Consider the following 19,028-nt stretch of genomic DNA (forward strand, 5'->3'; position numbering starts at 1 on the left):
AATTAACGACAACGCCGATTTTGTCTCTATGGCTTGATTCTTGACGAAAAATTTGTAATATTGAAAGAAAATACTAGACAAGTAACTGACGTACTAAATCAAGGAATTATGAAATGGCAAGGCGCCCGCAGAAGCGGTAATGTTGAAGATAAACGAGGTATGAGTGGAGGCAAGAAATTGGCCTTTGGTGGTATCGGAGGGATTATCGTGTTAATCATTGGCTTCCTGATGGGGGGCGATCCCATGCAGTTACTTAACCAGGCACAGCAAAGTGGTTTGGGATCCACGGCTACGCAAGGTGAGTATGTATCAAGCCCTGAGGAAGACAATTTACTCGCCTTTACGGATGTCGTTTTAGCAAGTACAGAAGATGTTTGGAGCAGCATTTTTAAGCAAAGCGGAAAGAACTACCCAATCCCTAAACTTACCGTCTACAATGGGGCTATAGAGACCGCGGGTTGTGGTACCGGACAAGCGCATTTTGGACCTTTCTACTGTCCGGGCGATCAAAAGATATACTTAGATCTAAGCTTTAATAAAGAGCTAACTCAGAAATATGGTGCAAAGGGGGAATTTGCATTAGCATATGTTATTGCGCATGAGGTAGGTCACCACATTCAGAATGTGTTAGGTGTACTCGATCAAACGAATGCATTACGCGCAAAGATGAGCGAACGGGAGTATAATAAAGTGTCGGTTATGACTGAATTGCAAGCTGATTTTTATGCGGGTGTATGGGCACACCACTTGCAAAAACAAACCAAGATTGAGATTACCTACGATGATATTTTAGATGGTATGCGCGCCGCGGCGGCAGTAGGGGATGACCACTTACAAGAGCAAGCATACGGTAAGTCAAATCCTGAATCCTTTACACATGGTACGTCAGAGCAACGTGTATATTGGTTTAAAAAAGGATATGAAACGGGGGATGTGAACGCAGGGAATACTTTCGGGGACCGAAGTTTACAGTAAAAGCCTGTCTTTTGATCTGCGATGTTCGTAACTTTGTGAAAATTGTTATGCAATGATTGTTCGATCTAGAGGTACCATTTTACGGATGTTGTTTTCTTGGAAGGGATCTGTTCTCAAAAAGATTTACCCCAATTTATTGCTTTTGTTTGCATTCTCTTGGGGTGTTTACTTTTACCATAAATACACCCCAAATACCGATTTTCCTTTGAATGTGACGGTGTTCACCCTGATGGGAATCTCGTTGGCTATATTCTTGGGTTTCTGTAATTCTGCTGCTTATGATCGCTTTTGGGAGGGACGTAAACTATGGGGAAGTCTCGTTATACATACCCGTTCTTTAGCTTTCCAGATTCAAAACTATTGTGGTACTTCCAAAAGAGAACAGGGGTATAGCATTGACCTGATTATTGCATTCACCTATGCACTCAATGGGCAACTTCGCAGCAAGGATATGATGACAGAGATGCGTCGCTTACTACCGGCAGAGTTTTGTGATACGTTAGCGACCAAAAGATATAAACCCGCAGTGATCCTGAATGAGCTCACCAGGTGGCTACAGGACCAACAGAAAGCTGGCTACATCGATTCTATAGAGAAAGTACGAATCGACCAAAATATCAATGAACTATCGTCTATATTAGGGGGCTGTGAGCGGATTTTACATACGCGCATTCCTTTTGTTTATTTCGTTTTATTACACCGTACCGTTTATCTTTATTGTTTTCTGTTGCCTTTTGGGTTGATTGATACCATTAGCTGGGCCATGCCTTTCTTTGTAACCTTTGTGGCGTATTCTTTTATCGCTTTGGATGCTATTGTGGCAGAAATTGCCGAGCCTTTTGGGTATGAGGAAAATGATCTGGCACTCGATAATATGAGTCAGAATATTGAATACAGCTTATGCGAACTGGTGGGTAAACCACTTCCGCAGGTGACAGAACCTAACGCTAATTTTATTTTGAGTTAATCGGTTTTTACTGAACCAAAAGGTTGCAACCACGAATATCGCTGTTATCAAAGCGACCTAGTATTTCGAATAAGCCGCCAGGGTGATGTTTGCCCAGATCCTGTGTGGCAATGAAAGCACAAGAATAGTAATTCGCTAAGTCAATTACATTGATAGCACCAGTCTTTTGTTGGTCGATTAACGTAAGTGGATCATTTGTGTCACGAATCAGGATTCTCATCCATGGGGGAGTGTCAAATAAACCATCTCCTTTAGAATAACCTTGCGAAAGCAACTCCGTCATGCCATATTCCGAATGAATTTTAGGAACTCCAAAACCTGAACATAATATGTGGTGTAGCTCCTCGCGGATCATTTCTTTCCGTTGTCCCTTCATGCCTCCCGTTTCCATGACGATAAGCTCCGGGAAATCGGTAGTATAGGCTTCGCAAAAATCAAGTAGTGCATAGGTAACACCAATTAAAATGGTCTTTTTGCCTTGTTGCTTAAGCTGCTCCAAGGTCGTAAACAAATCGCCATGGTTATATAGAAAGTACCCTGACTCCGGTTGTTTGCTTTGTTTTATCAGGTCATCAACCATGTAGATCAGTGAAGAACCTGTGCGTTCAAGATAATTGGGGAGTAAAGCGAGAAAGACAGTATCTGCTGCCGATCCATAGAACATCTCGAAACACTGCCGAAAGCTCCGCTCATAGTAGTCGAGGTCAGCCACATGATGCTTGCTGGTTGACATCCCTGTAGTGCCCGAGCTCGAAAAAGTGATAGCGGGAATGCTCTCGGTGGAGGTAATACGCTGCGTTTTGAAAAATTCGATCGGTAAGAATGGAATTTCCGTATAGTGTGTGATGCTATCTGTTCTTTTCCCGAGTAGATCAACGTAATTTCGATAGATTGGATTTTGTTGATACTGGAAATGAAATATCTCAATACATACGGTATTGAAGTCGTTTTCATTCGTAATGGAAAAGATTTTATCAAGCATATTCAACACATGAAAAATGTACAACGGGTGCGTACTTTGTTAAAAATAAGGCTGTCTAAAAAGGTCTCCTGAAGATTGCTACACCTTCGTTCCTCAAGTTCGCAATGACGAGGTACCTATACGCAAAGAAGATTTACTCTAAAAAGCAGTTTTTTCGTCATTGCGAGGAGCGAAGCGACGCGGCAATCTTTATGTATGTATCTCCTGAAGATTGCCGCACCCTCGTTCCTCAGGTTCGCAATGACCTGATACCGATACGTAATGACGACCTACTCTTCTTAGACAGCCTCAAAAAATATCTTATAACATTCCGCCATCAACGGGAAGAACCTGTCCGTTTACATACGAAGAAAGATCAGAAGCTAAGAAAAGACATGCGTTAGCAACTTCTTCGGCTTCGCCAGCACGTTTTAATGGGATATTAGCTTCCCAGCCAGCAACAACCTTCGGGTCTAATACTTCCGTCATTTCGGTACGAATGAAGCCTGGAGCAATCACATTTGTACGGATATTACGTGAACCTAATTCGCGTGCTACAGATTTAGAGAAACCAATGATACCTGCTTTGGATGCAGCATAGTTTGCTTGACCCGCATTACCTTGCACACCAACAACAGAGCTCATATTAATAAATGACCCTTTACGGTTTTTCATCATCACTTTGGAAGCTGCTTTTGTAACATTGAACACCGATTTTACATTCACATTCATCACATCGTCCCAGTTTTCTTCCGTCATACGCATCAGAAGACCGTCTTTTGTGACACCGGCATTGTTTACCACAACATCGATCGTTCCGAATTCGGACACAATATCTTCAATAAGCTTCTCCGCTTCCGCAAATTGAGATGCATCCGAACGGTATCCTTTTACTTTCGTGCCAAATGCTTGGAGCTCTTGTTCAAGGGCTTGACCTTTTTCTACGGAAGATAAATAGGTGAACGCTACATTGGCGCCATGCTGCGCAAATACTTCTGCAATTTTTCTGCCTATGCCTTTAGATGCTCCCGTAACAAGAGCCGTTTTGCCTTCTAATAGTTTCATGCTGTTGTGTATATAGTTTTCAAACCATCCTCTCCATTCGATTTTTAGGAAGGAAGTTGGCAACAAAAATGTTAAATATTCATTAGATATCACAATTTAATTCAGGATTTCTCTAGGCGTGGTTTTATCTGAAATGGCCAGTTTGTAATTTGATTTTACGAAATGGCGGATTGTGTTGAAAAAATCATAGCAATAATGAAAGAATTTTGACATTTTGATTCGGTTAAAAGAGTTGTGAATGTTAATTTTGTACCGAATTTTAAGACCATGGGTAAAAAAACGAAAAAATCTGAAGTTGATGTTGTTCTGATTGGTGCAGGTATTATGAGCGCTACATTGGGAACACTAATCAATGAACTGAGTCCGGATATAAATATTGAAATTATAGAACGACTAGATGTTGTTGCCGCAGAGAGCTCCGATGCGTGGAATAACGCGGGCACAGGCCACTCTGCATTATGTGAGTTGAACTATACGCCAGAGCAGGCAAACGGCACAGTTAAGATTGATAAGGCTATAAATATTGCAGAGCAGTTTGAAATATCCAAGCAGTTTTGGACACACTTAGTCGAAAAAGGAATTTTAACGAAACCTGCTGAATTTATTCGTCAGGTTCCACATATGAGTGCGGTATTCGGCGAAAAGGACGTGAAGTTCTTGCGCACACGTTTTGAGACACTACAGAAAGAGAACCTTTTTAAAGGAATGATCTACACCGAGGATAAGGAAACGTTGAAAGACTGGGTTCCTTTGATGATGGATGGCCGCGATGAAACAGAGGCAATGGCTGCTACGCGGATGGAAATCGGAACGGATGTGAACTTTGGTGCCTTAACGAAGGAATTAATTAAGCATTTACAAGAAAAAGAGAACATTACCCTTTCTCTGAACCACGAGGTGCGCGATATCGAACGTGAGGACGATGGTCGTTGGGAGGTTGAGGTGAAAGATCTTAAAACGGGCGAAAAACGCGAAATCAAGGCACGTTTTGTGTTTATTGGTGCAGGTGGGCGTTCCTTATTGTTATTGGAAAAATCAGGTATTCCAGAAGCAAAAGGATACGGTGGTTTTCCGGTAGGCGGACAATGGTTGCGTTGTAAGAACGATGCCATCATCAAACAGCATCACGCGAAAGTATATGGAAAAGCTTCTGTGGGTGCGCCACCGATGTCTGTTCCTCACTTGGACACACGGTATATCGATGGTAAACAAGCGTTATTGTTTGGTCCTTATGCAGGTTTCTCTACTAAATTTTTGAAAAAAGGATCGTACTTCGATTTACCGGCTTCGATTAAATTGTCGAATATTCGTCCGATGATATCGGCAGGATTAGATAATATGGATCTAACGAAGTACCTGATCACGGAGGTGATGAAGAGTCCCGCGGATAAGCTTAATGCTTTGAAGCAATTTATGCCGTCTGCAAAGATGGAGGATTGGGGAATTGAGGTCGCAGGACAACGGGTACAGGTCATCAAGAAAGACCCTAAACATGGTGGTATCTTAGAGTTTGGAACAGAGATTGTTTCTAGTGCAGATGGTTCGATTGCGGCATTGCTTGGTGCTTCGCCGGGTGCTTCTACATCGGTGCCGATCATGATTAATTTATTGAAAAAATGTTTCCCTGAACGTGCGAAATCGGATGATTACCGTAAGAAATTACGGGAGATGATTCCTTCGTGGGGGAAAAAATTAAATGATGATGCAACGCTTTGTAACGATGTACGTCGTCGCTCTGCAGAGGCATTGAAATTATCATAATATATTAAAATACTTATGGGGTGCTCTCGTTCAGCAATTTTTTAGCTGAAACGATAGAGGCTGAGAATATACCCAATCTTGCGGTAACGTAAGAGGAACCTGATCCAGGTAATGCTGGCGTAGGGATAAATTTTCTTTTTTTAAGCCATCTTCCATAAGTGCGTATTATTAATACACACTTATCTATGCAAGTAAATGATCTTTTTGAACAGCTGTACCAAGGTTTGCAACAAACATCTTGGTTGGAACGTATTGCTGTTCTTTTTGGGGTAACGCAAGTGCTGTTATCCAAACGAAATAAGATTTCCAACTATTTCTTCGGCATCATCTCTATTTTACTGACGATTTCTGTTTTGTACTCAGCAAAACTCTATGCCGAGATTCTTCTTAATATGTATTATCTGGTGATGAGCGTATACGGATTGTGGTATTGGCGGGGACAACGGACTGCTGTTCCGGTGCAGATTACGCGCAGTACACCGAGTGAATGGAAGATTGTGTCGGCTATTGTGGTGGTGGGGTATTTTGCGTTATACCTGGTGTTGCGATATTTCACTAATTCGGATGTACCGATGATGGATGCGATCGTGTCAAGTACAGCATGGGCAGGGATGTGGCTTTTAGCAAAACGTAAGCTTGAAAATTGGATTCTGCTGAATATTAGTAATATTATAGCGATACCACTCTTGTTTTATAAGGGGCTATTTCTCTTTGCGTTATTAACTCTTGTCCTGTTTATTATTGCTATTTTCGGTTACTTGGAGTGGAAGCGGATTATGGCTAATCAGAAAAATACAACCTATGTTTAGTGCATTTATAGAATCGATTATAAAAGATAACATGCATTTGGCTGTTGCGAAGAAGCAGCTGACAGCAGAGCAGTTGGCTATGATCTATGAACAAGGGTGGTTCAACTTGTGGGTGCCAAAGGTGTATGGCGGATTGGAGTACGACCTGAAGAGTGGGTGTCAGTTATTAGAAGAGTTAGCTTTTCAGGATGGCGGATTAGGATGGACGGTAACCTTGTGCTCGGGTGCCAATATGTTTGCCGGTTTTTTGGAACCGCAATTAGCAGAAAGCGTTTTTCAAGCACATGATGTCTGCTGGGGCGGGAGTGGGAAAGCGGCCGGAAGAGCCGATATAACGGAAGGTGGTTATGTTATTTCAGGTATGTGGAAGTATGCTACAGGTGCTCCACATCTCACACATTTTACGTTGAATGCTTGGCTTTATAAAGAGGGACAACCGATATTATCGGATGAAGGAGAGCCTGTCTATGCTTCTTTTTTTGTGGACCGCGCTGATGTATTGATTCATTATGATTGGGATACTTTTGGATTGGAAGTAACCGCCAGTCATAGTTTCTCTGTCGAAGGTCTATTTGTACCGGCCAATAGATCGTTCAATTTGATTCCAGAACAACGCACTATAAATACCGCCTTATACTACTATCCTTTTATGGCGTTTGCCGCCTGTACATTGGTGGTTAATTATATGGGAATGTTCCGGAAGTTCGTTGCGCTTTACGAAAAACTGCTGTATCAAAAATCAGCAGATACGGTGTGGAATACGCGAAAAGGGAAAGGATACTTTAAGGAATTGGATATTATTTTGACCACATTTGAAACGCATAGCGAGGAATTGTATACGCTGATGACGGAGACTTGGGGGAAGGAAAGTCCTGACGCGATCTCATTGGAACGGATATCGGAGTTAGCGAAAGAGGTGGTTCTTTTTATACGTGAAAAGACAACGGAACTGTTCCCACGCACGGGGATCGATGGAGCACAACGGGATAATGAAATCAATATGGTATTTCGGAATATATTTACCGCTACACAACACGCTTTGTTAAACGGGTAGCTTTGTCGTTGTTCGTCTTAGGGAGTCTTTAGATTGTAGTTTATTGTTGGAAGTTCCCTTAGTGAGATACAATCCGCGGAGGGCTCAAAGCAGCGAATTTTTGTGTCTGATTAGTTTTGCGAATCCTTTCCGCTACTCTCCGTATGTTGCTTTTAGAATAAATTTTACAGCTTCTTGTATACGTGCCATGCCTTCTTCCGTTCTGATGTCAATTTCGCAAACAGTGCTATCGGTATATTTCGCATGTAAGACTAGATAGTAAATAGCGGAAATAAGAATACTACTTACAGCACGAAGATCTACCGCACGCCCAGCGAGCTCTTTGTCGGCGATTGGAAAGAACATGGAACTAATCCGTTCACGTTCTTGTGTAACATGCGACATAATATCTGACTGTTCACTGATTTGCCAGGTGACTACTTTTTGCATTTCCTCATTTTTAGAGAAATGTGCCATTTGCTCTAAGATCATGGTCTCTAGGTATACACGCGTACTGGCATCCTCGTATCCTTGTAAACGAGCTTCGACACTCTCTGTGATGCCAATCCAGTAATCTTTTCCTTTGATGTAAGTTTCAATGAGATGGTTGACCGATCCAAAATAAACGGTAATCAATTTGCGGTCTACACCCGCGGCATGCGCTATATTAGCAATACTTAAACCGGTATACCCCTCTTTTTCCAAAACAACACCAACGGCTTGAATGAGTTTATTCATCGTCCGCTCTTTGTTGTTTTTCTCCCCATTGTATGTCTTTCTAGTCATGTGTCAAACTTAGAAAAAATAGCGTTTAAATGCAAAACAACAGAACCATTTGTTATTTATTGACTATCGATAATATTCAATGAGATTGAAGTTGTTATGGATGTTTTATTGTAAATAGTTGGTTCTAATTTTATCAACGTCAATCTCTAATACTTTCGTCAAGTAATTATCCATACCACCATATTTACTATTAATGATATCCCATGATGCTTGAAGATATGATGCTTTGACACCTAGCAGGGGTTTCAGCGTTTCCACATCAATTGGAACATCTTTCAGCTGTTCACCCATACTTCGTTGTAGGTTATTTATAGCGCGGTTAGATTTGAGGTAATCATCAAAGATAGTTTGCTTATCTAGACCGAGTGCCGCCAAGAGGAGCAGTGTTGTAAATCCTGTTCTATCTTTTCCTGCTGTACAGTGGTACATAATCGTTTTATCATCTTCGGCATACTTTAAGAAGCGTTTATATTGTGCTTGATAGCGAACAGGAAACTGTCGATATATTTCTATCATCATATGCTCCAAACTATCTACGTTTGCTGTTTTAAGCCAGTCTTCAATTCCGACCGCTTGTAAGTTTCCTGCATCAATGGGATCCGCTACCCAGACGAACGATTCGGCAAAGGTTTGTTCAGCAGGATTTTTTTCTGATTCTGTTCTAAAGTCAATGACTACATCGGGGTTTATTTGTTTTTTTATGTATTGTATATCTTTTGTGGTGGCTAAGCCGGGGTTTCCCATTCGGATGAGTTTTCTATAAACTATAGTCCGCCCATCGGAAGCCTTCAGCCCGCCTAAATCACGGGCATTACCAATTTTTTCGAAGGAAATATCAGAATCTGCAAGAGTTGAGTTATTCATTTGCTGCTGCTTTTCGGTATGTTGTGTTTGATCTGTCCCACTTGGATTTAAGCAAGCATTTACTGTTATAAGTAAGGTAAGACAGAAACAATATAAGCGAATATTTTTGTAATACTTAAACATAATAAGGGTTAGTTTGTGCGTGCACATACGGAATTAACAATGCATAAGTATTTTTTGTTTGTATCGTGCTAAAAGTAAGGGGCTTTATTTCTGTAAGAAAAACGTAAAAATGTGTCTTTCAGATCGTAGTCGTATAGTTGTACCCTGGAACTTGTGTATTTTTACCGTGGATGCATAAAATGCATAATCGACATGTCTAAACGTAGAATTTTAATCAAACGAATTTTGTATACACTTTTTATATTGCTTGCCGTGGTTGCCGTAGGTACATACCTTTTCTTGCAACAGCCCAGCTTTGGAAAGCTACCTGAAGGTGCTCGCTTAGCGCGTATTCAGCAGTCTGAAAATTTCAAAAATGGGATTTTTCAAAATCAAACGATCACACCGAATTTAGCGACCGATAAGTCTAAATTTGTTTTGTTTACCGAATTCTTCTTTCAGAAGATCAAAGACTTGCGTCCGACCAAGGATGTGCCGGCTATAAAAACGGATCTAAAAGCGCTAAACAGAAAGGATAACCTGGTGGTGTGGTTAGGGCACTCTTCGTTATATATGCAGTTGGATGGTAAGCGCTTTTTGGTGGACCCTGTCTTGCTGACGGCTTCGCCCATTTCCTTTGTCAACAAAGCATTCCGAGGTGCGGATGCGTATCATCCACAAGATATACCTGATATTGATTATTTATTGATTACACACGATCACTGGGATCACTTGGATTATGAAACGATGGTGGTGCTGAAGGATCGGGTAGGGAAGGTCGTGTGTCCGCTTGGCGTGGCTTCACATTTAGAATATTGGGGTTTTGATCCTGCTCGTATTGTGGAGCACGATTGGTTTGACAGTGTAGTTTTGGATGAACATCTCAAAATTAATACGTTGCCGGCACGACATTTTTCGGGACGTGGTCTACAACCGAACAAAACCCTTTGGGCTTCTTATCTGCTGGAAAGTGCTAGTGCAGGTAAGGTCTATATTTCTGGGGATACGGGATATGAGGCGCATTTTAAAGCCATCGGGGAGCGTTTTGGCGAGATTGACTTTGCTATAATGGAGAATGGTCAGTATAATGCTGATTGGCGATACATCCATATGATGCCGGAGGACTTAGTACAGGCGGTGAAAGATCTTAAGCCTAAGCGCTTCTTTACGGTGCATAACTCGAAATATGCGTTGGGCAAGCATGCGTGGTATGAACCGTTGGAAAATATTTACAGCTCGGCACAGCGGGATTCTTTGCCTTTGGTGACGCCGATGATTGGTGAACCACTCTACCTCGAAACTGCTGCGGCTGCACCGAAGAAGTGGTGGGTAGAGTAGTTGTTTGTAAGTACGGGTTATAGTAGCCTGTAGCGTTCCACCAGTATTTCCAATGTGTCTTCACTGGTGCATAATGCGGTTTGAAACCCTAACTGGTTTGCTGTAGCGAGGTGTTGTGGACTGTCGTCAATAAATAAGGTTGTCGCGGGGTTGATACCGGTCTCGGTTACTACTTGTTCAAAAATTTCTGCGTTGGGTTTCCGCATACCCATCTGGTGGGAATAGTATGCTTTTTCAAAGAAAATATCATTGTTCGGGATGCCGTATTTTTCTTGAATATGTTGCATACAGTATGCGTAATGTATTTCGTTGTTATTGCTCAACAGGAAGGTTCGATATTTTTCTCTTAGTGCAAGAAGGACCTCATGTTTTCCTTGGGGTACACCGATGAGTAAGGCGTTCCATGCGTCATCAATTTGTTGGTCGCTTAGCTCGGGGCTATTTGTTTTTTCACGAATCGCTGTGCGGAATTCGGCTGGGGTGATTTCTCCTTTGTCAAATGCATCAAAAAGGGGATCTTGTGCTTTATGTCCAAAGAAATCGTCTACATTTTTGATACCCAATGTGATAAAAGCTTGGCGCGCTCGATTAAAGTCGATCATGAAAATGACATTGCCGTAATCGAGAATAATATTTTCAATTTTTTGCATCTAAAATTTTGTTTTCTCGCCCCAAATATCGATAATTGCATCATCAAAACGGAATTCTCCGTCAAAAAAACAAACCGCGCCTATAGCTCAGTCGGTTAGAGTAGAAGACTCATAATCTTTTGGTCCCTGGTTCGAGCCCAGGTGGGCGCACTGGAAAATCCTCCTAGCAATAGGAGGATTTTTTTTGTTTTAAACATGTTTATAAAGTTTTTAGGACAGAGACCCACAATTATGGGTTAGGTTGGAAATGTTATTTTTAATAATTCATTGTTAATCGTCATTTATTCAAATAAACTGTAGAAAATGGATAGCAAGAAAAAATATGAATTTACGTCAGAAAGACTGGGATTTCGAAACTGGGATTTATCCGATATCGATGAAATGCACGCGATAAATTCTGACGAAAAAGTTATGGAGTTTTTTCCTGGTATTCCGACAAAAGAACAGACCACAGAGTTTATTGAGCGAATGAGAAAGCAATTTCGGGATAAAGGATTTTGTTATTTTGCTGTTGAGAGGCTAGATAATGAAGCGTTTATTGGTTTTATCGGACTTTCTGAGCAAACGTATGAGGCTGATTTTACACCTTGTGTTGACATTGGCTGGAGAATAAAAAGTAGGGAATGGAACAACGGGTTTGCTTCAGAAGGAGCAGCAAGATGTTTGGACTATGCTTTGAATGAACTGAAGCTCGAAAATGTGTATGCCATTGCACCGAAAATTAATAGAAAGTCTGAACATATTATGACAAAGATTGGGCTAGTGAAGCAATATGAATTTGAACATCCTTTATTGATTAAAAATAACAGACTTAGGACATGTGTCCTGTATAAAACGAAAAATGATATAAAATAGTGATTGAGCTAAGTTAATTGTTTTACAATTAGTTCTCTACTGTAGTTTTTATTATAATATGAATATCGACCATATTTGAGATAAGGCTCGTTTCAATTGAAAAATAGTCATTAAAAAATAATTTATCATAAGGATCTTCTATAAAGTCATTTAATTGTAGGTTTCTACCTCGGCCACATACATCTACTATAACAGCACCTTTTTTATCCAGTTTGACGAAAATATCGATAAGACCGCTCCGAGCTCCATTTTGGAAATGTGGAAAGAATAGGAGATTTTTTCGAAAATAGTTTGCCTTAATCTCATCAAGAAATTGATAGTAATTAAGATGGTTCATAAAAGTAAGTGGTCTCCTCTCGATTATTTGGCTGGAAAATGGATTTTTGGTTAACGTAACTGCAGGTTAATAAACTTTTAAAGTTAAACCTCGTGATGGACATATTTGATTTAAAGAAATCGTTATATGTTCCTTTAGATCACGTAGTTGTTGAATCACATACAACTTTATGCTTTTCACCCCATTTACCCAGCTCTTTGATTATTGGTCCCAACTCAAGTCCGATTTCCGTAAGCTCATATTCTACCTTTGGCGGAACTTGCGCATAAACGGTTCGCTTAACAATTTTATTTTCCTCCAACTTTCGCAGCTGTAAGGTCAGCATTCTTTCGGTTATATTCGGCAAACGTTTCTTCAGCTCGCCAAACCTATGCTTTCCAGCAATGAGGTAACAGCATATGGCTATAGACCATTGACCACCGATAATATTAGAAGCATATACCTCATGACAGTCATTCTCCAGGGCTTCTTTATTCGAAAAGTGTGTAGATGTTTCTTTAATCTTTCCCATACTTACATTTTTGATAGTACCTTACAATTAGTATAAATATACTAAATCGTAAGTATAAGATGTAATTTTACCTAGAAGTTTTAAAATAGTATAAAATGAAAACATTGGTATTAATTTTTCATCCAAATATGGGTCAATCTGTGATTAATAAAAGATGGAAACAAGAATTGGAAAAATTTCCAGACAAGTATGTCGTTCGGGATCTGCATGCACTATACCCTGATGAGAAAATAGATGTACGAGCTGAACAACAAATCATGGAGGAATTTGATAAAATTGTATTTCAATTCCCTCTTTATTGGTTTAACTGCCCTCCGTTCTTAAAAAAGTATGTAGACGAAGTTTTAACCTATGGGTGGGCCTATGGAAGCAAAAGTGGATATAAGCTATCCAATAAAATCATTGGGTTTGCGGTTTCTGTGGGGATTAGTGAAGCAGAATATGGCCCCAATGGACAGTACAAGTATACCATCGAAGAGCTTTTAAGACCTTTTGAAGTAACCATCCTTTACATAAAAGCCACGTATGGTTCTTTCTTTGCTTACTATGATATTGAAATCAATTCAACGGAGGAATGGATTGAAAGAAGTATTCAACCTTTTACTCAATATATAGATGGTTTATAGGGGAACTCACCAGAACGAGTTCTCAAAATAACACTCGAGCAAGTGGTATGACCACCATTTGCCCGAGTATCTGAGGCTACTATTTTTTAGCCGAAGGCTCTTTGTGATTGGTTGGTGTATGAATAATATCGAAGAACAACGTTTTATCGTTATTGTTTGGATAAATTCGATACGTAAACTCCTGTTTTGTTAAAACAGTAATATCCACCACACGCGTAAACAAGACCATACCAGCGTCATTTTTGGCAACAATAGTGCGCGTCTTACCATCAAGAGGCACCGACCAATCTCCTTGCATCTTAGGTGAATCGTCCAAGTTGAACATGGTGAATGTTCCGTTGGTTTTGAAGTACGCATAACCCACGAAATTGGATACATTCGCATCGCTCAATGCAACATTCTCGCCTTTGTTGTTTTTCGCATTGGAAGTAACCCAAGGCGTATGGGCTAGGATCTCACTTGGAGTCAATTTGTCTTCAACAACATGGTCGTCTTTATCACAGCTGAAAAGTGTGATACCAATCAAGGCGACCAAAAGGCCGAAAGTCATTTTTTTTAGGTGTTTCATCGTTGTATATTTTTATACAAATATCATGGAAGCAAGGGGAACGCTATTGTGGTTTTTATGCTGAAACTTGTAAATTTTATAACAGATCTATTGGTGGCTATCCTCTTGGTTGATTAATAATATATACTAGTGTCTATAAGTTTTTTATTCAATAGCCATAGTTGAAATTAAAAGTATCGTAAGCCTTAAAGTGAAAAATCGACTTTATAACATCCTTTTATGTAATTTTTATATGCGATAACAGCATTTAGAGTGTGTGTCCCCCTTTTGTCCCCCTATAAAGTTTGTTGGGGGACAGTGCTGTTCTTACTTTTACGACTAAATCATATTCGACGATAGCTCTTTTAGGGTTACTTAAATTCAACGTTTAGAAATCGTGTTGGTAGAATTTACTATGCAAAAGATATTACTTTTCTTTTTATTCGTTTTGAGCATTTGTTCTTCATCGGGACAAGAAATGCCGGGAGGTGTTTTAATGGAGAATTCAAGTGTACAGATTGGACAAGGAAATATACACCAACTATTTTCTGAAACTATTTACTTTGGTCCAGAAGCCGACTGGATAATCGATGGCACTGTAGAGATCTGGTCGCAGAAAATATGGATAGCTCCAAATGCTGCAATCAAAGGGTCGGGTCGGTTGATCATCTATAACCCAGGTGACAGTCCGTATTTCCCGAACTCCAAAAAGAAGGCAACCATAGTCGACGGCAACAACAGTAATTTTATTCAAGTACTTGTAGAGCACCACAACAGCACGGGGATTGTATTGGAAGATATCAACGATCCTGGATATAGCATCCAGAATCCGGCAGGTTCCGATGCGGCACGGCTAAATATAGGATCAGAGCTACACCTGGCGAAGAATGGTGCAGATGTTCGGTTAAATGGTTACAACCTAGGGTTGGCGCGAAACGCCGTGATTAATAACTATAGCGGTCAACGGCGGTTGATTACGGATACAGATAGGGGGCATGTATTGAAGCTCCTTTCGCCCGGTGCAACGTTTACTTATCCTGTGGCGAGTGGGGATCTTCATTATGCGCCTGTTACAATCAGCGCTGTCACGACTGAAGGAACGGTGTATGTACGCGCGTCCGATAGATTCAGTAGCCCTGTACGTCCCAAAGATCCCCGATTCGGCATAAACCTAGATTGGAATATCTATAGCCCGGAGCTGCTAAGTGCCGTGATAACGTTGGAGCAACCTGCTGACGTTAATAATGAAAAATATATAGATGAAAAGGCGTTCATTTATCAATTTAATGGGACTGAAAATCTAGATAAACTTTTGACAAAGAGAATTAGCCTTGGCCTGCACCAGATTGGGCCTCTTGCACTGGCCGCAAATAAAGAAGACAATAGTGCGTGGCTTACAAAAGCTAGTACCTCAACAAAAGACTTTTTTATTCCGAATACCTTTTCTCCGAATGGAGATGGCATTAACGATCAATTTGTCTTAATAGGAATCGAAGCTTTTGACCATGTTGAAGTTCAGATATTTAACCGATGGGGGAATCAGCTTTATCATCATACGCGATACGATAACAGTTGGGCTGGAATCGGACAGCTTGCCGGCACTTATTTTTATGTTATTACCGCGCATGAAGGAGGTAGCAAGACGGTATTCAAAGGATGGGTATTATTAACAAAATAGAATTTTGAACAAGTAAGTATGAAACATAAATACAGTATTTTCATTGGTTTCTTATTGGCACAGGGAAGTGTGATGGCACAGTCAAAGGTTTCAGATGATAGTGGAACAAATGCATTGCCAAGTAAGAACGCTATTTTGGAGCTAAACAGTACGAAGCGAGGCTTGCTACATGCACGTGTAGAGCTGAAGGCTACCGCGAATCCATACCCGTTGACAGCGCACGAGGCCGGGATTATGGTGTTTAATACAAAAGCTGTTGGTGATGTCCAAGTTGGGATTTATTATAACGATGGTCAGAAATGGGTAGCCAATTCGTCGGCCTATGATCTTTGGTTACAGACAGGAAACAAAGGCACTGTTTCTGATTTTATTGCATCCTTAAAAGGAAGTGTAGGTCCTGCTGGAACACCTGGTATTGCTGGGGCGAAAGGAGAGAAGGGAGATCCGGGGTTACAAGGAGTTGCTGGTGCTAAAGGAGAGAAGGGAGATACCGGATCACAAGGTGCAGTTGGTCCACAAGGAATTACTGGCGCTAAAGGAGAAAAGGGAGATACCGGATTACAAGGTGCAGTTGGTCCACAAGGAATTACTGGCGCTAAAGGAGAAAAGGGAGATACCGGATTACAAGGTGCAGTTGGTCCGCAAGGAATTACTGGCGCTAAAGGAGAGAAGGGAGATACCGGATTACAAGGTGCAGTTGGTCCACAAGGAATTACTGGTGCTACAGGAGAAAAGGGAGATACCGGATTACAAGGTGCAGTTGGTCCGCAAGGAATTACTGGCGCTAAAGGAGAGAAGGGAGATACCGGATTACAAGGTGCAGTTGGTCCACAAGGAATTACTGGTGCTACAGGAGAAAAGGGAGATACCGGATTACAAGGTGCAGTTGGTCCGCAAGGAATTACTGGCGCTAAAGGAGAGAAGGGAGATACCGGATTACAAGGTGCAGTTGGTCCACAAGGAATTACTGGCGCTAAAGGAGAAAAGGGAGATACCGGATTACAAGGTGCCGTTGGTCCACAAGGAATTACTGGCGCTAAAGGAGAGAAGGGAGATACGGGATTACAAGGTGCCGTTGGTCCGCAAGGAGTTGCTGGCGCTAAAGGAGAAAAGGGAGACACGGGGTTACAAGGTGCCGTTGGTCCGCAAGGAGTTGCTGGCGCTAAAGGAGAGAAGGGAGATACGGGATTACAAGGTGCCGTTGGTCCGCAGGGACCTGCTGGGCCTGCTGGATCGGATGCGAGTATTAATGGTGTGACTGCGGGAGGCGACTTAACAGGTGCCTATCCCGATCCGAAAGTTGTTAAATTACAAGGCGTCCCAATGAGTAGTGCTACTCCTGCAACGAATAATATCCTTCGTTTTGATGGAACGCAATGGGCACCTAGTTCTGCGTCATCAGGCGGATTCACGTTACCGTATACGGCAGACGAAAATAGTGGAGATAAATTGTTTTCCCTTCGCAATGCTGGCGATGGAACAGCCGTTTCTGGCACGATAACAAGCACAAGCTCTAGTGTATCCGCTGTTCAAGGACGTATTGAAAGTACTTCCGCAGGCGGATTTTCTACGGGTGTACGCGGAATGAATGACGGCACGGGTGGCCTAGGTATCGGTGTTTGGGGAAGCCATGCTGGTTCTGGTTGGGGCCTATATGGGGTTACGCCCAATGGATTGGGAGTTTATGGTAATGCTACTGCGAATGGAACTGGTGTCTATGCAAATAGTACCTCAGGGGTAGGCTTAACGGCAACGAGCAATAATGGCCGGGCGGCTAATATAAGTATTTTTAATAATTCGAATAATAGTAATGTATTGGATGTGAGTACTGTTGGGAACGGAACGGTAATTAATGTTCAAACAACGGGTACTGGTGGTGGGGTTTTAGCGAATACAAATGGTGGAATTTCAATCAAAGGAATTACAACAGCACAGACTTCGGCAGGAATTCTTGGGCAAAACAGTGGAGGAGGAGAAGCCGTAGTGGGATTAACAACCAGCGATATTGCGGGTGCCGTGGTGGGGCGAAATGATGGTGGTGGTTATGGCGTTCGCGGATTTATTTCAACCAATTCTTCAGGAAAAGCGATAGGCGTGTTCGGACAAGTGGGACTCAACAATAGTACCGGTCGCGCTGGACGCTTTGAAAACTATAACATGCAAAATATAGATGCCAATACCCTAGAAGTGGTAACAAATGGAAATGGTAATATTCCGGATAACAGCAAGGGAAATGCAGCTTCCTTCATCGTTGATAATACGAATAGTGTAGCTGCTGCCGTTCGGGCTGAGGTGAACACCATTTTTGGGAATTTCGGTGCTGCCGCAGTGTTTGGAAAGTCTTCGGGAACGGGTGGCTATGCCGGATTGTTTCATGCGGCAAATGTAAACGGTAATGGGACCGCCTTAGTGGTGAAGGCTGATGGTAATGGTAACGCCATAACGACCAATGCTGCGAAAAATGGAAATGCTATTGAAGCTAGCACGCAAGGAACTGGAACAGCGGTTTACGGTTGGGTTCCTTCTTTTGGCCTTGGAAAGGCGGCAAAATTTGCCAATTTTAATGAATCCAATACGCAAGCTACGGTTGATATTGAATCCGAGGGAAAAGGCGCAACCTTATTGGTAAACCATACAGGTTCGGAAGGTAATTTAGTTGTATTTCAAAGTGGTGGTGCCAATGTCGCACGGATTAATAAAAGTGGGAGGGCATTCTTTAATGGCGGAACCCAAAACAGTGGTGCCGATATTGCAGAGGCTTTTGACGTGATCGGTGGTTTATCCACTTACGAAGCGGGGGATGTATTGGTGATCTCCAAGGATGAAGATCGAACCGTAGAAAAATCTGCCTCTCCGTATTCTACGCTGGTGGTGGGGGTCTATGCTACTAAACCTGGGGTTTTGTTGACGGAGGAGAGTATGGACACGGATATATCAGATAAAGTACCGATGGGCGTGGTTGGGGTGATTCCAACGAAGGTGTGTCTGGAAGGAGGAGCAATTGAGCGTGGAGATCTTTTGGTGACTTCTTCTATTCCAGGGGTTGCGATGAAAGCGGATGTGGATAAGGTAAAAGTCGGTCAGGTGATTGGGAAGGCTTTGGAACCCTATAAGGGTTCCAAAGTGGAGAAGATAAAAGTATTGGTAAACGTTAAATAGACGA

The 19,028-nt window shown here is 41.7% G+C and carries 17 protein-coding genes and 1 tRNA gene; 11 read left to right on the forward strand and 7 right to left on the reverse strand.

Annotated features, from left to right (window positions below; all coding sequences use genetic code 11):
• The first annotated feature begins 108 nt into the window (after positions 1-108).
• Entirely contained in the window at positions 109-975 is an 867-nt protein-coding gene (gene ypfJ, locus B9Y69_RS02660) for a KPN_02809 family neutral zinc metallopeptidase (protein ID WP_085471975.1), read from the forward strand.
• Between the two features lie 52 nt (positions 976-1,027).
• Entirely contained in the window at positions 1,028-1,942 is a 915-nt protein-coding gene (locus tag B9Y69_RS02665; protein ID WP_085471449.1) for a bestrophin family protein, read from the forward strand.
• 7 nt (positions 1,943-1,949) lie between these two features.
• On the opposite strand, the gene B9Y69_RS02670 is transcribed toward B9Y69_RS02665, so the two are convergent.
• Together B9Y69_RS02670 and fabG are read right to left on the reverse strand one after the other, a co-directional pair.
• Complete coding sequence (locus tag B9Y69_RS02670; RefSeq protein ID WP_085471450.1) at positions 1,950-2,924, reverse strand: LuxE/PaaK family acyltransferase; 975 nt, start codon at positions 2,922-2,924, stop codon at positions 1,950-1,952.
• Positions 2,925-3,224: 300 nt separating this feature from the next.
• Complete coding sequence (fabG, locus tag B9Y69_RS02675; RefSeq protein WP_085471451.1) at positions 3,225-3,968, reverse strand: 3-oxoacyl-[acyl-carrier-protein] reductase; 744 nt, start codon at positions 3,966-3,968, stop codon at positions 3,225-3,227.
• A 267-nt stretch (positions 3,969-4,235) separates the two neighbouring features.
• Between fabG and B9Y69_RS02680 the strand changes: the two genes are divergently transcribed.
• The 3 genes from B9Y69_RS02680 to B9Y69_RS02690 all read left to right on the forward strand — a co-directional run bounded on the left by B9Y69_RS02680 (position 4,236) and on the right by B9Y69_RS02690 (position 7,592).
• Positions 4,236-5,729 (forward strand): malate:quinone oxidoreductase, encoded by a 1,494-nt coding sequence (locus B9Y69_RS02680; RefSeq protein WP_085471452.1) that lies wholly within the window; start codon positions 4,236-4,238, stop codon positions 5,727-5,729.
• Between the two features lie 185 nt (positions 5,730-5,914).
• Positions 5,915-6,538 carry a nicotinamide riboside transporter PnuC gene (gene pnuC / locus B9Y69_RS02685; protein WP_085471976.1) on the forward strand — a complete coding sequence of 208 codons (624 nt, stop codon included), beginning with the start codon at positions 5,915-5,917 and terminating at the stop codon, positions 6,536-6,538.
• The gene (locus B9Y69_RS02690; protein WP_085471453.1) at positions 6,531-7,592 is read left to right on the forward strand and encodes an acyl-CoA dehydrogenase family protein; all 1,062 of its coding nucleotides are present in this window, start codon (positions 6,531-6,533) and stop codon (positions 7,590-7,592) included. The genes pnuC and B9Y69_RS02690 overlap by 8 nt, the downstream gene beginning before the upstream one ends.
• Positions 7,593-7,724: 132 nt before the next feature.
• On the opposite strand, the gene B9Y69_RS02695 is transcribed toward B9Y69_RS02690, so the two are convergent.
• Both B9Y69_RS02695 and B9Y69_RS02700 read right to left on the reverse strand, forming a co-directional pair.
• Positions 7,725-8,357 (reverse strand): TetR/AcrR family transcriptional regulator, encoded by a 633-nt coding sequence (locus B9Y69_RS02695; protein WP_085471454.1) that lies wholly within the window; start codon positions 8,355-8,357, stop codon positions 7,725-7,727.
• 105 nt (positions 8,358-8,462) lie between these two features.
• Positions 8,463-9,221: a tyrosine-protein phosphatase gene (locus tag B9Y69_RS02700; protein WP_159451793.1), complete on the reverse strand. Its 759-nt coding sequence runs from the start codon at positions 9,219-9,221 to the stop codon at positions 8,463-8,465.
• A gap of 315 nt (positions 9,222-9,536) precedes the next feature.
• Here B9Y69_RS02700 and B9Y69_RS02705 point away from each other — a divergent pair, with 315 nt between their 5' ends.
• The gene (locus tag B9Y69_RS02705) at positions 9,537-10,661 is read left to right on the forward strand and encodes an MBL fold metallo-hydrolase (RefSeq protein ID WP_085471456.1); all 1,125 of its coding nucleotides are present in this window, start codon (positions 9,537-9,539) and stop codon (positions 10,659-10,661) included.
• Between the two features lie 17 nt (positions 10,662-10,678).
• On the opposite strand, the gene B9Y69_RS02710 is transcribed toward B9Y69_RS02705, so the two are convergent.
• Positions 10,679-11,311: an HAD family hydrolase gene (locus B9Y69_RS02710; protein WP_085471457.1), complete on the reverse strand. Its 633-nt coding sequence runs from the start codon at positions 11,309-11,311 to the stop codon at positions 10,679-10,681.
• Positions 11,312-11,387: 76 nt separating this feature from the next.
• Between B9Y69_RS02710 and B9Y69_RS02715 the strand changes: the two genes are divergently transcribed.
• Positions 11,388-11,461 (forward strand) — tRNA-Ile (locus B9Y69_RS02715).
• A gap of 153 nt (positions 11,462-11,614) precedes the next feature.
• A complete protein-coding gene (locus tag B9Y69_RS02720) occupies positions 11,615-12,166 on the forward strand; it encodes a GNAT family N-acetyltransferase (protein ID WP_085471458.1) in 552 nt (183 codons plus the stop codon).
• Positions 12,167-12,642: 476 nt separating this feature from the next.
• Here the strand turns inward: B9Y69_RS02720 and B9Y69_RS02730 are convergent, their stop codons facing one another.
• Positions 12,643-13,014, reverse strand: a complete 372-nt coding sequence (locus B9Y69_RS02730; protein WP_085471460.1) for a winged helix-turn-helix transcriptional regulator — start codon at positions 13,012-13,014, stop codon at positions 12,643-12,645.
• Between the two features lie 95 nt (positions 13,015-13,109).
• On the opposite strand from B9Y69_RS02730, the gene B9Y69_RS02735 reads away from it, so the two are divergent.
• Positions 13,110-13,640 carry an NAD(P)H-dependent oxidoreductase gene (locus B9Y69_RS02735; RefSeq protein WP_085471461.1) on the forward strand — a complete coding sequence of 177 codons (531 nt, stop codon included), beginning with the start codon at positions 13,110-13,112 and terminating at the stop codon, positions 13,638-13,640.
• A 79-nt stretch (positions 13,641-13,719) separates the two neighbouring features.
• Here the strand turns inward: B9Y69_RS02735 and B9Y69_RS02740 are convergent, their stop codons facing one another.
• A complete protein-coding gene (locus tag B9Y69_RS02740; protein ID WP_085471462.1) occupies positions 13,720-14,208 on the reverse strand; it encodes a DUF4822 domain-containing protein in 489 nt (162 codons plus the stop codon).
• A gap of 394 nt (positions 14,209-14,602) precedes the next feature.
• Here B9Y69_RS02740 and B9Y69_RS02745 point away from each other — a divergent pair, with 394 nt between their 5' ends.
• Both B9Y69_RS02745 and B9Y69_RS02750 read left to right on the forward strand, forming a co-directional pair.
• Complete coding sequence (locus B9Y69_RS02745; protein ID WP_085471463.1) at positions 14,603-15,865, forward strand: T9SS type B sorting domain-containing protein; 1,263 nt, start codon at positions 14,603-14,605, stop codon at positions 15,863-15,865.
• Between the two features lie 18 nt (positions 15,866-15,883).
• Complete coding sequence (locus tag B9Y69_RS02750) at positions 15,884-19,024, forward strand: collagen-like protein (protein ID WP_144036488.1); 3,141 nt, start codon at positions 15,884-15,886, stop codon at positions 19,022-19,024.
• Positions 19,025-19,028: the final 4 nt, after the last annotated feature.

The organism is Sphingobacterium psychroaquaticum (assembly GCF_900177625.1).
GTDB classification, from domain to species: domain Bacteria; phylum Bacteroidota; class Bacteroidia; order Sphingobacteriales; family Sphingobacteriaceae; genus Sphingobacterium; species Sphingobacterium psychroaquaticum.

Excerpts from the sequence above, each read along its gene's own strand:
- B9Y69_RS02695 (WP_085471454.1), bottom strand. The coding sequence starts at position 8,357 with ATGACTAGAAAGACATACAATGGGGAGAAAAACAACAAAGAGCGGACG.
- B9Y69_RS02745 (WP_085471463.1), top strand. The coding sequence starts at position 14,603 with ATGCAAAAGATATTACTTTTCTTTTTATTCGTTTTGAGCATTTGTTCT.
- B9Y69_RS02720 (WP_085471458.1), top strand. The coding sequence starts at position 11,615 with ATGGATAGCAAGAAAAAATATGAATTTACGTCAGAAAGACTGGGATTT.
- B9Y69_RS02735 (WP_085471461.1), top strand. The coding sequence starts at position 13,110 with ATGAAAACATTGGTATTAATTTTTCATCCAAATATGGGTCAATCTGTG.
- B9Y69_RS02710 (WP_085471457.1), bottom strand. The coding sequence starts at position 11,311 with ATGCAAAAAATTGAAAATATTATTCTCGATTACGGCAATGTCATTTTC.
- ypfJ (WP_085471975.1), top strand. The coding sequence starts at position 109 with ATGAAATGGCAAGGCGCCCGCAGAAGCGGTAATGTTGAAGATAAACGA.
- B9Y69_RS02730 (WP_085471460.1), bottom strand. The coding sequence starts at position 13,014 with ATGGGAAAGATTAAAGAAACATCTACACACTTTTCGAATAAAGAAGCC.
- B9Y69_RS02705 (WP_085471456.1), top strand. The coding sequence starts at position 9,537 with ATGTCTAAACGTAGAATTTTAATCAAACGAATTTTGTATACACTTTTT.
- B9Y69_RS02700 (WP_159451793.1), bottom strand. The coding sequence starts at position 9,221 with ATGAATAACTCAACTCTTGCAGATTCTGATATTTCCTTCGAAAAAATT.
- fabG (WP_085471451.1), bottom strand. The coding sequence starts at position 3,968 with ATGAAACTATTAGAAGGCAAAACGGCTCTTGTTACGGGAGCATCTAAA.
- B9Y69_RS02680 (WP_085471452.1), top strand. The coding sequence starts at position 4,236 with ATGGGTAAAAAAACGAAAAAATCTGAAGTTGATGTTGTTCTGATTGGT.
- B9Y69_RS02670 (WP_085471450.1), bottom strand. The coding sequence starts at position 2,924 with ATGCTTGATAAAATCTTTTCCATTACGAATGAAAACGACTTCAATACC.
- pnuC (WP_085471976.1), top strand. The coding sequence starts at position 5,915 with ATGCAAGTAAATGATCTTTTTGAACAGCTGTACCAAGGTTTGCAACAA.
- B9Y69_RS02690 (WP_085471453.1), top strand. The coding sequence starts at position 6,531 with ATGTTTAGTGCATTTATAGAATCGATTATAAAAGATAACATGCATTTG.
- B9Y69_RS02750 (WP_144036488.1), top strand. The coding sequence starts at position 15,884 with ATGAAACATAAATACAGTATTTTCATTGGTTTCTTATTGGCACAGGGA.
- B9Y69_RS02665 (WP_085471449.1), top strand. The coding sequence starts at position 1,028 with ATGATTGTTCGATCTAGAGGTACCATTTTACGGATGTTGTTTTCTTGG.
- B9Y69_RS02740 (WP_085471462.1), bottom strand. The coding sequence starts at position 14,208 with ATGAAACACCTAAAAAAAATGACTTTCGGCCTTTTGGTCGCCTTGATT.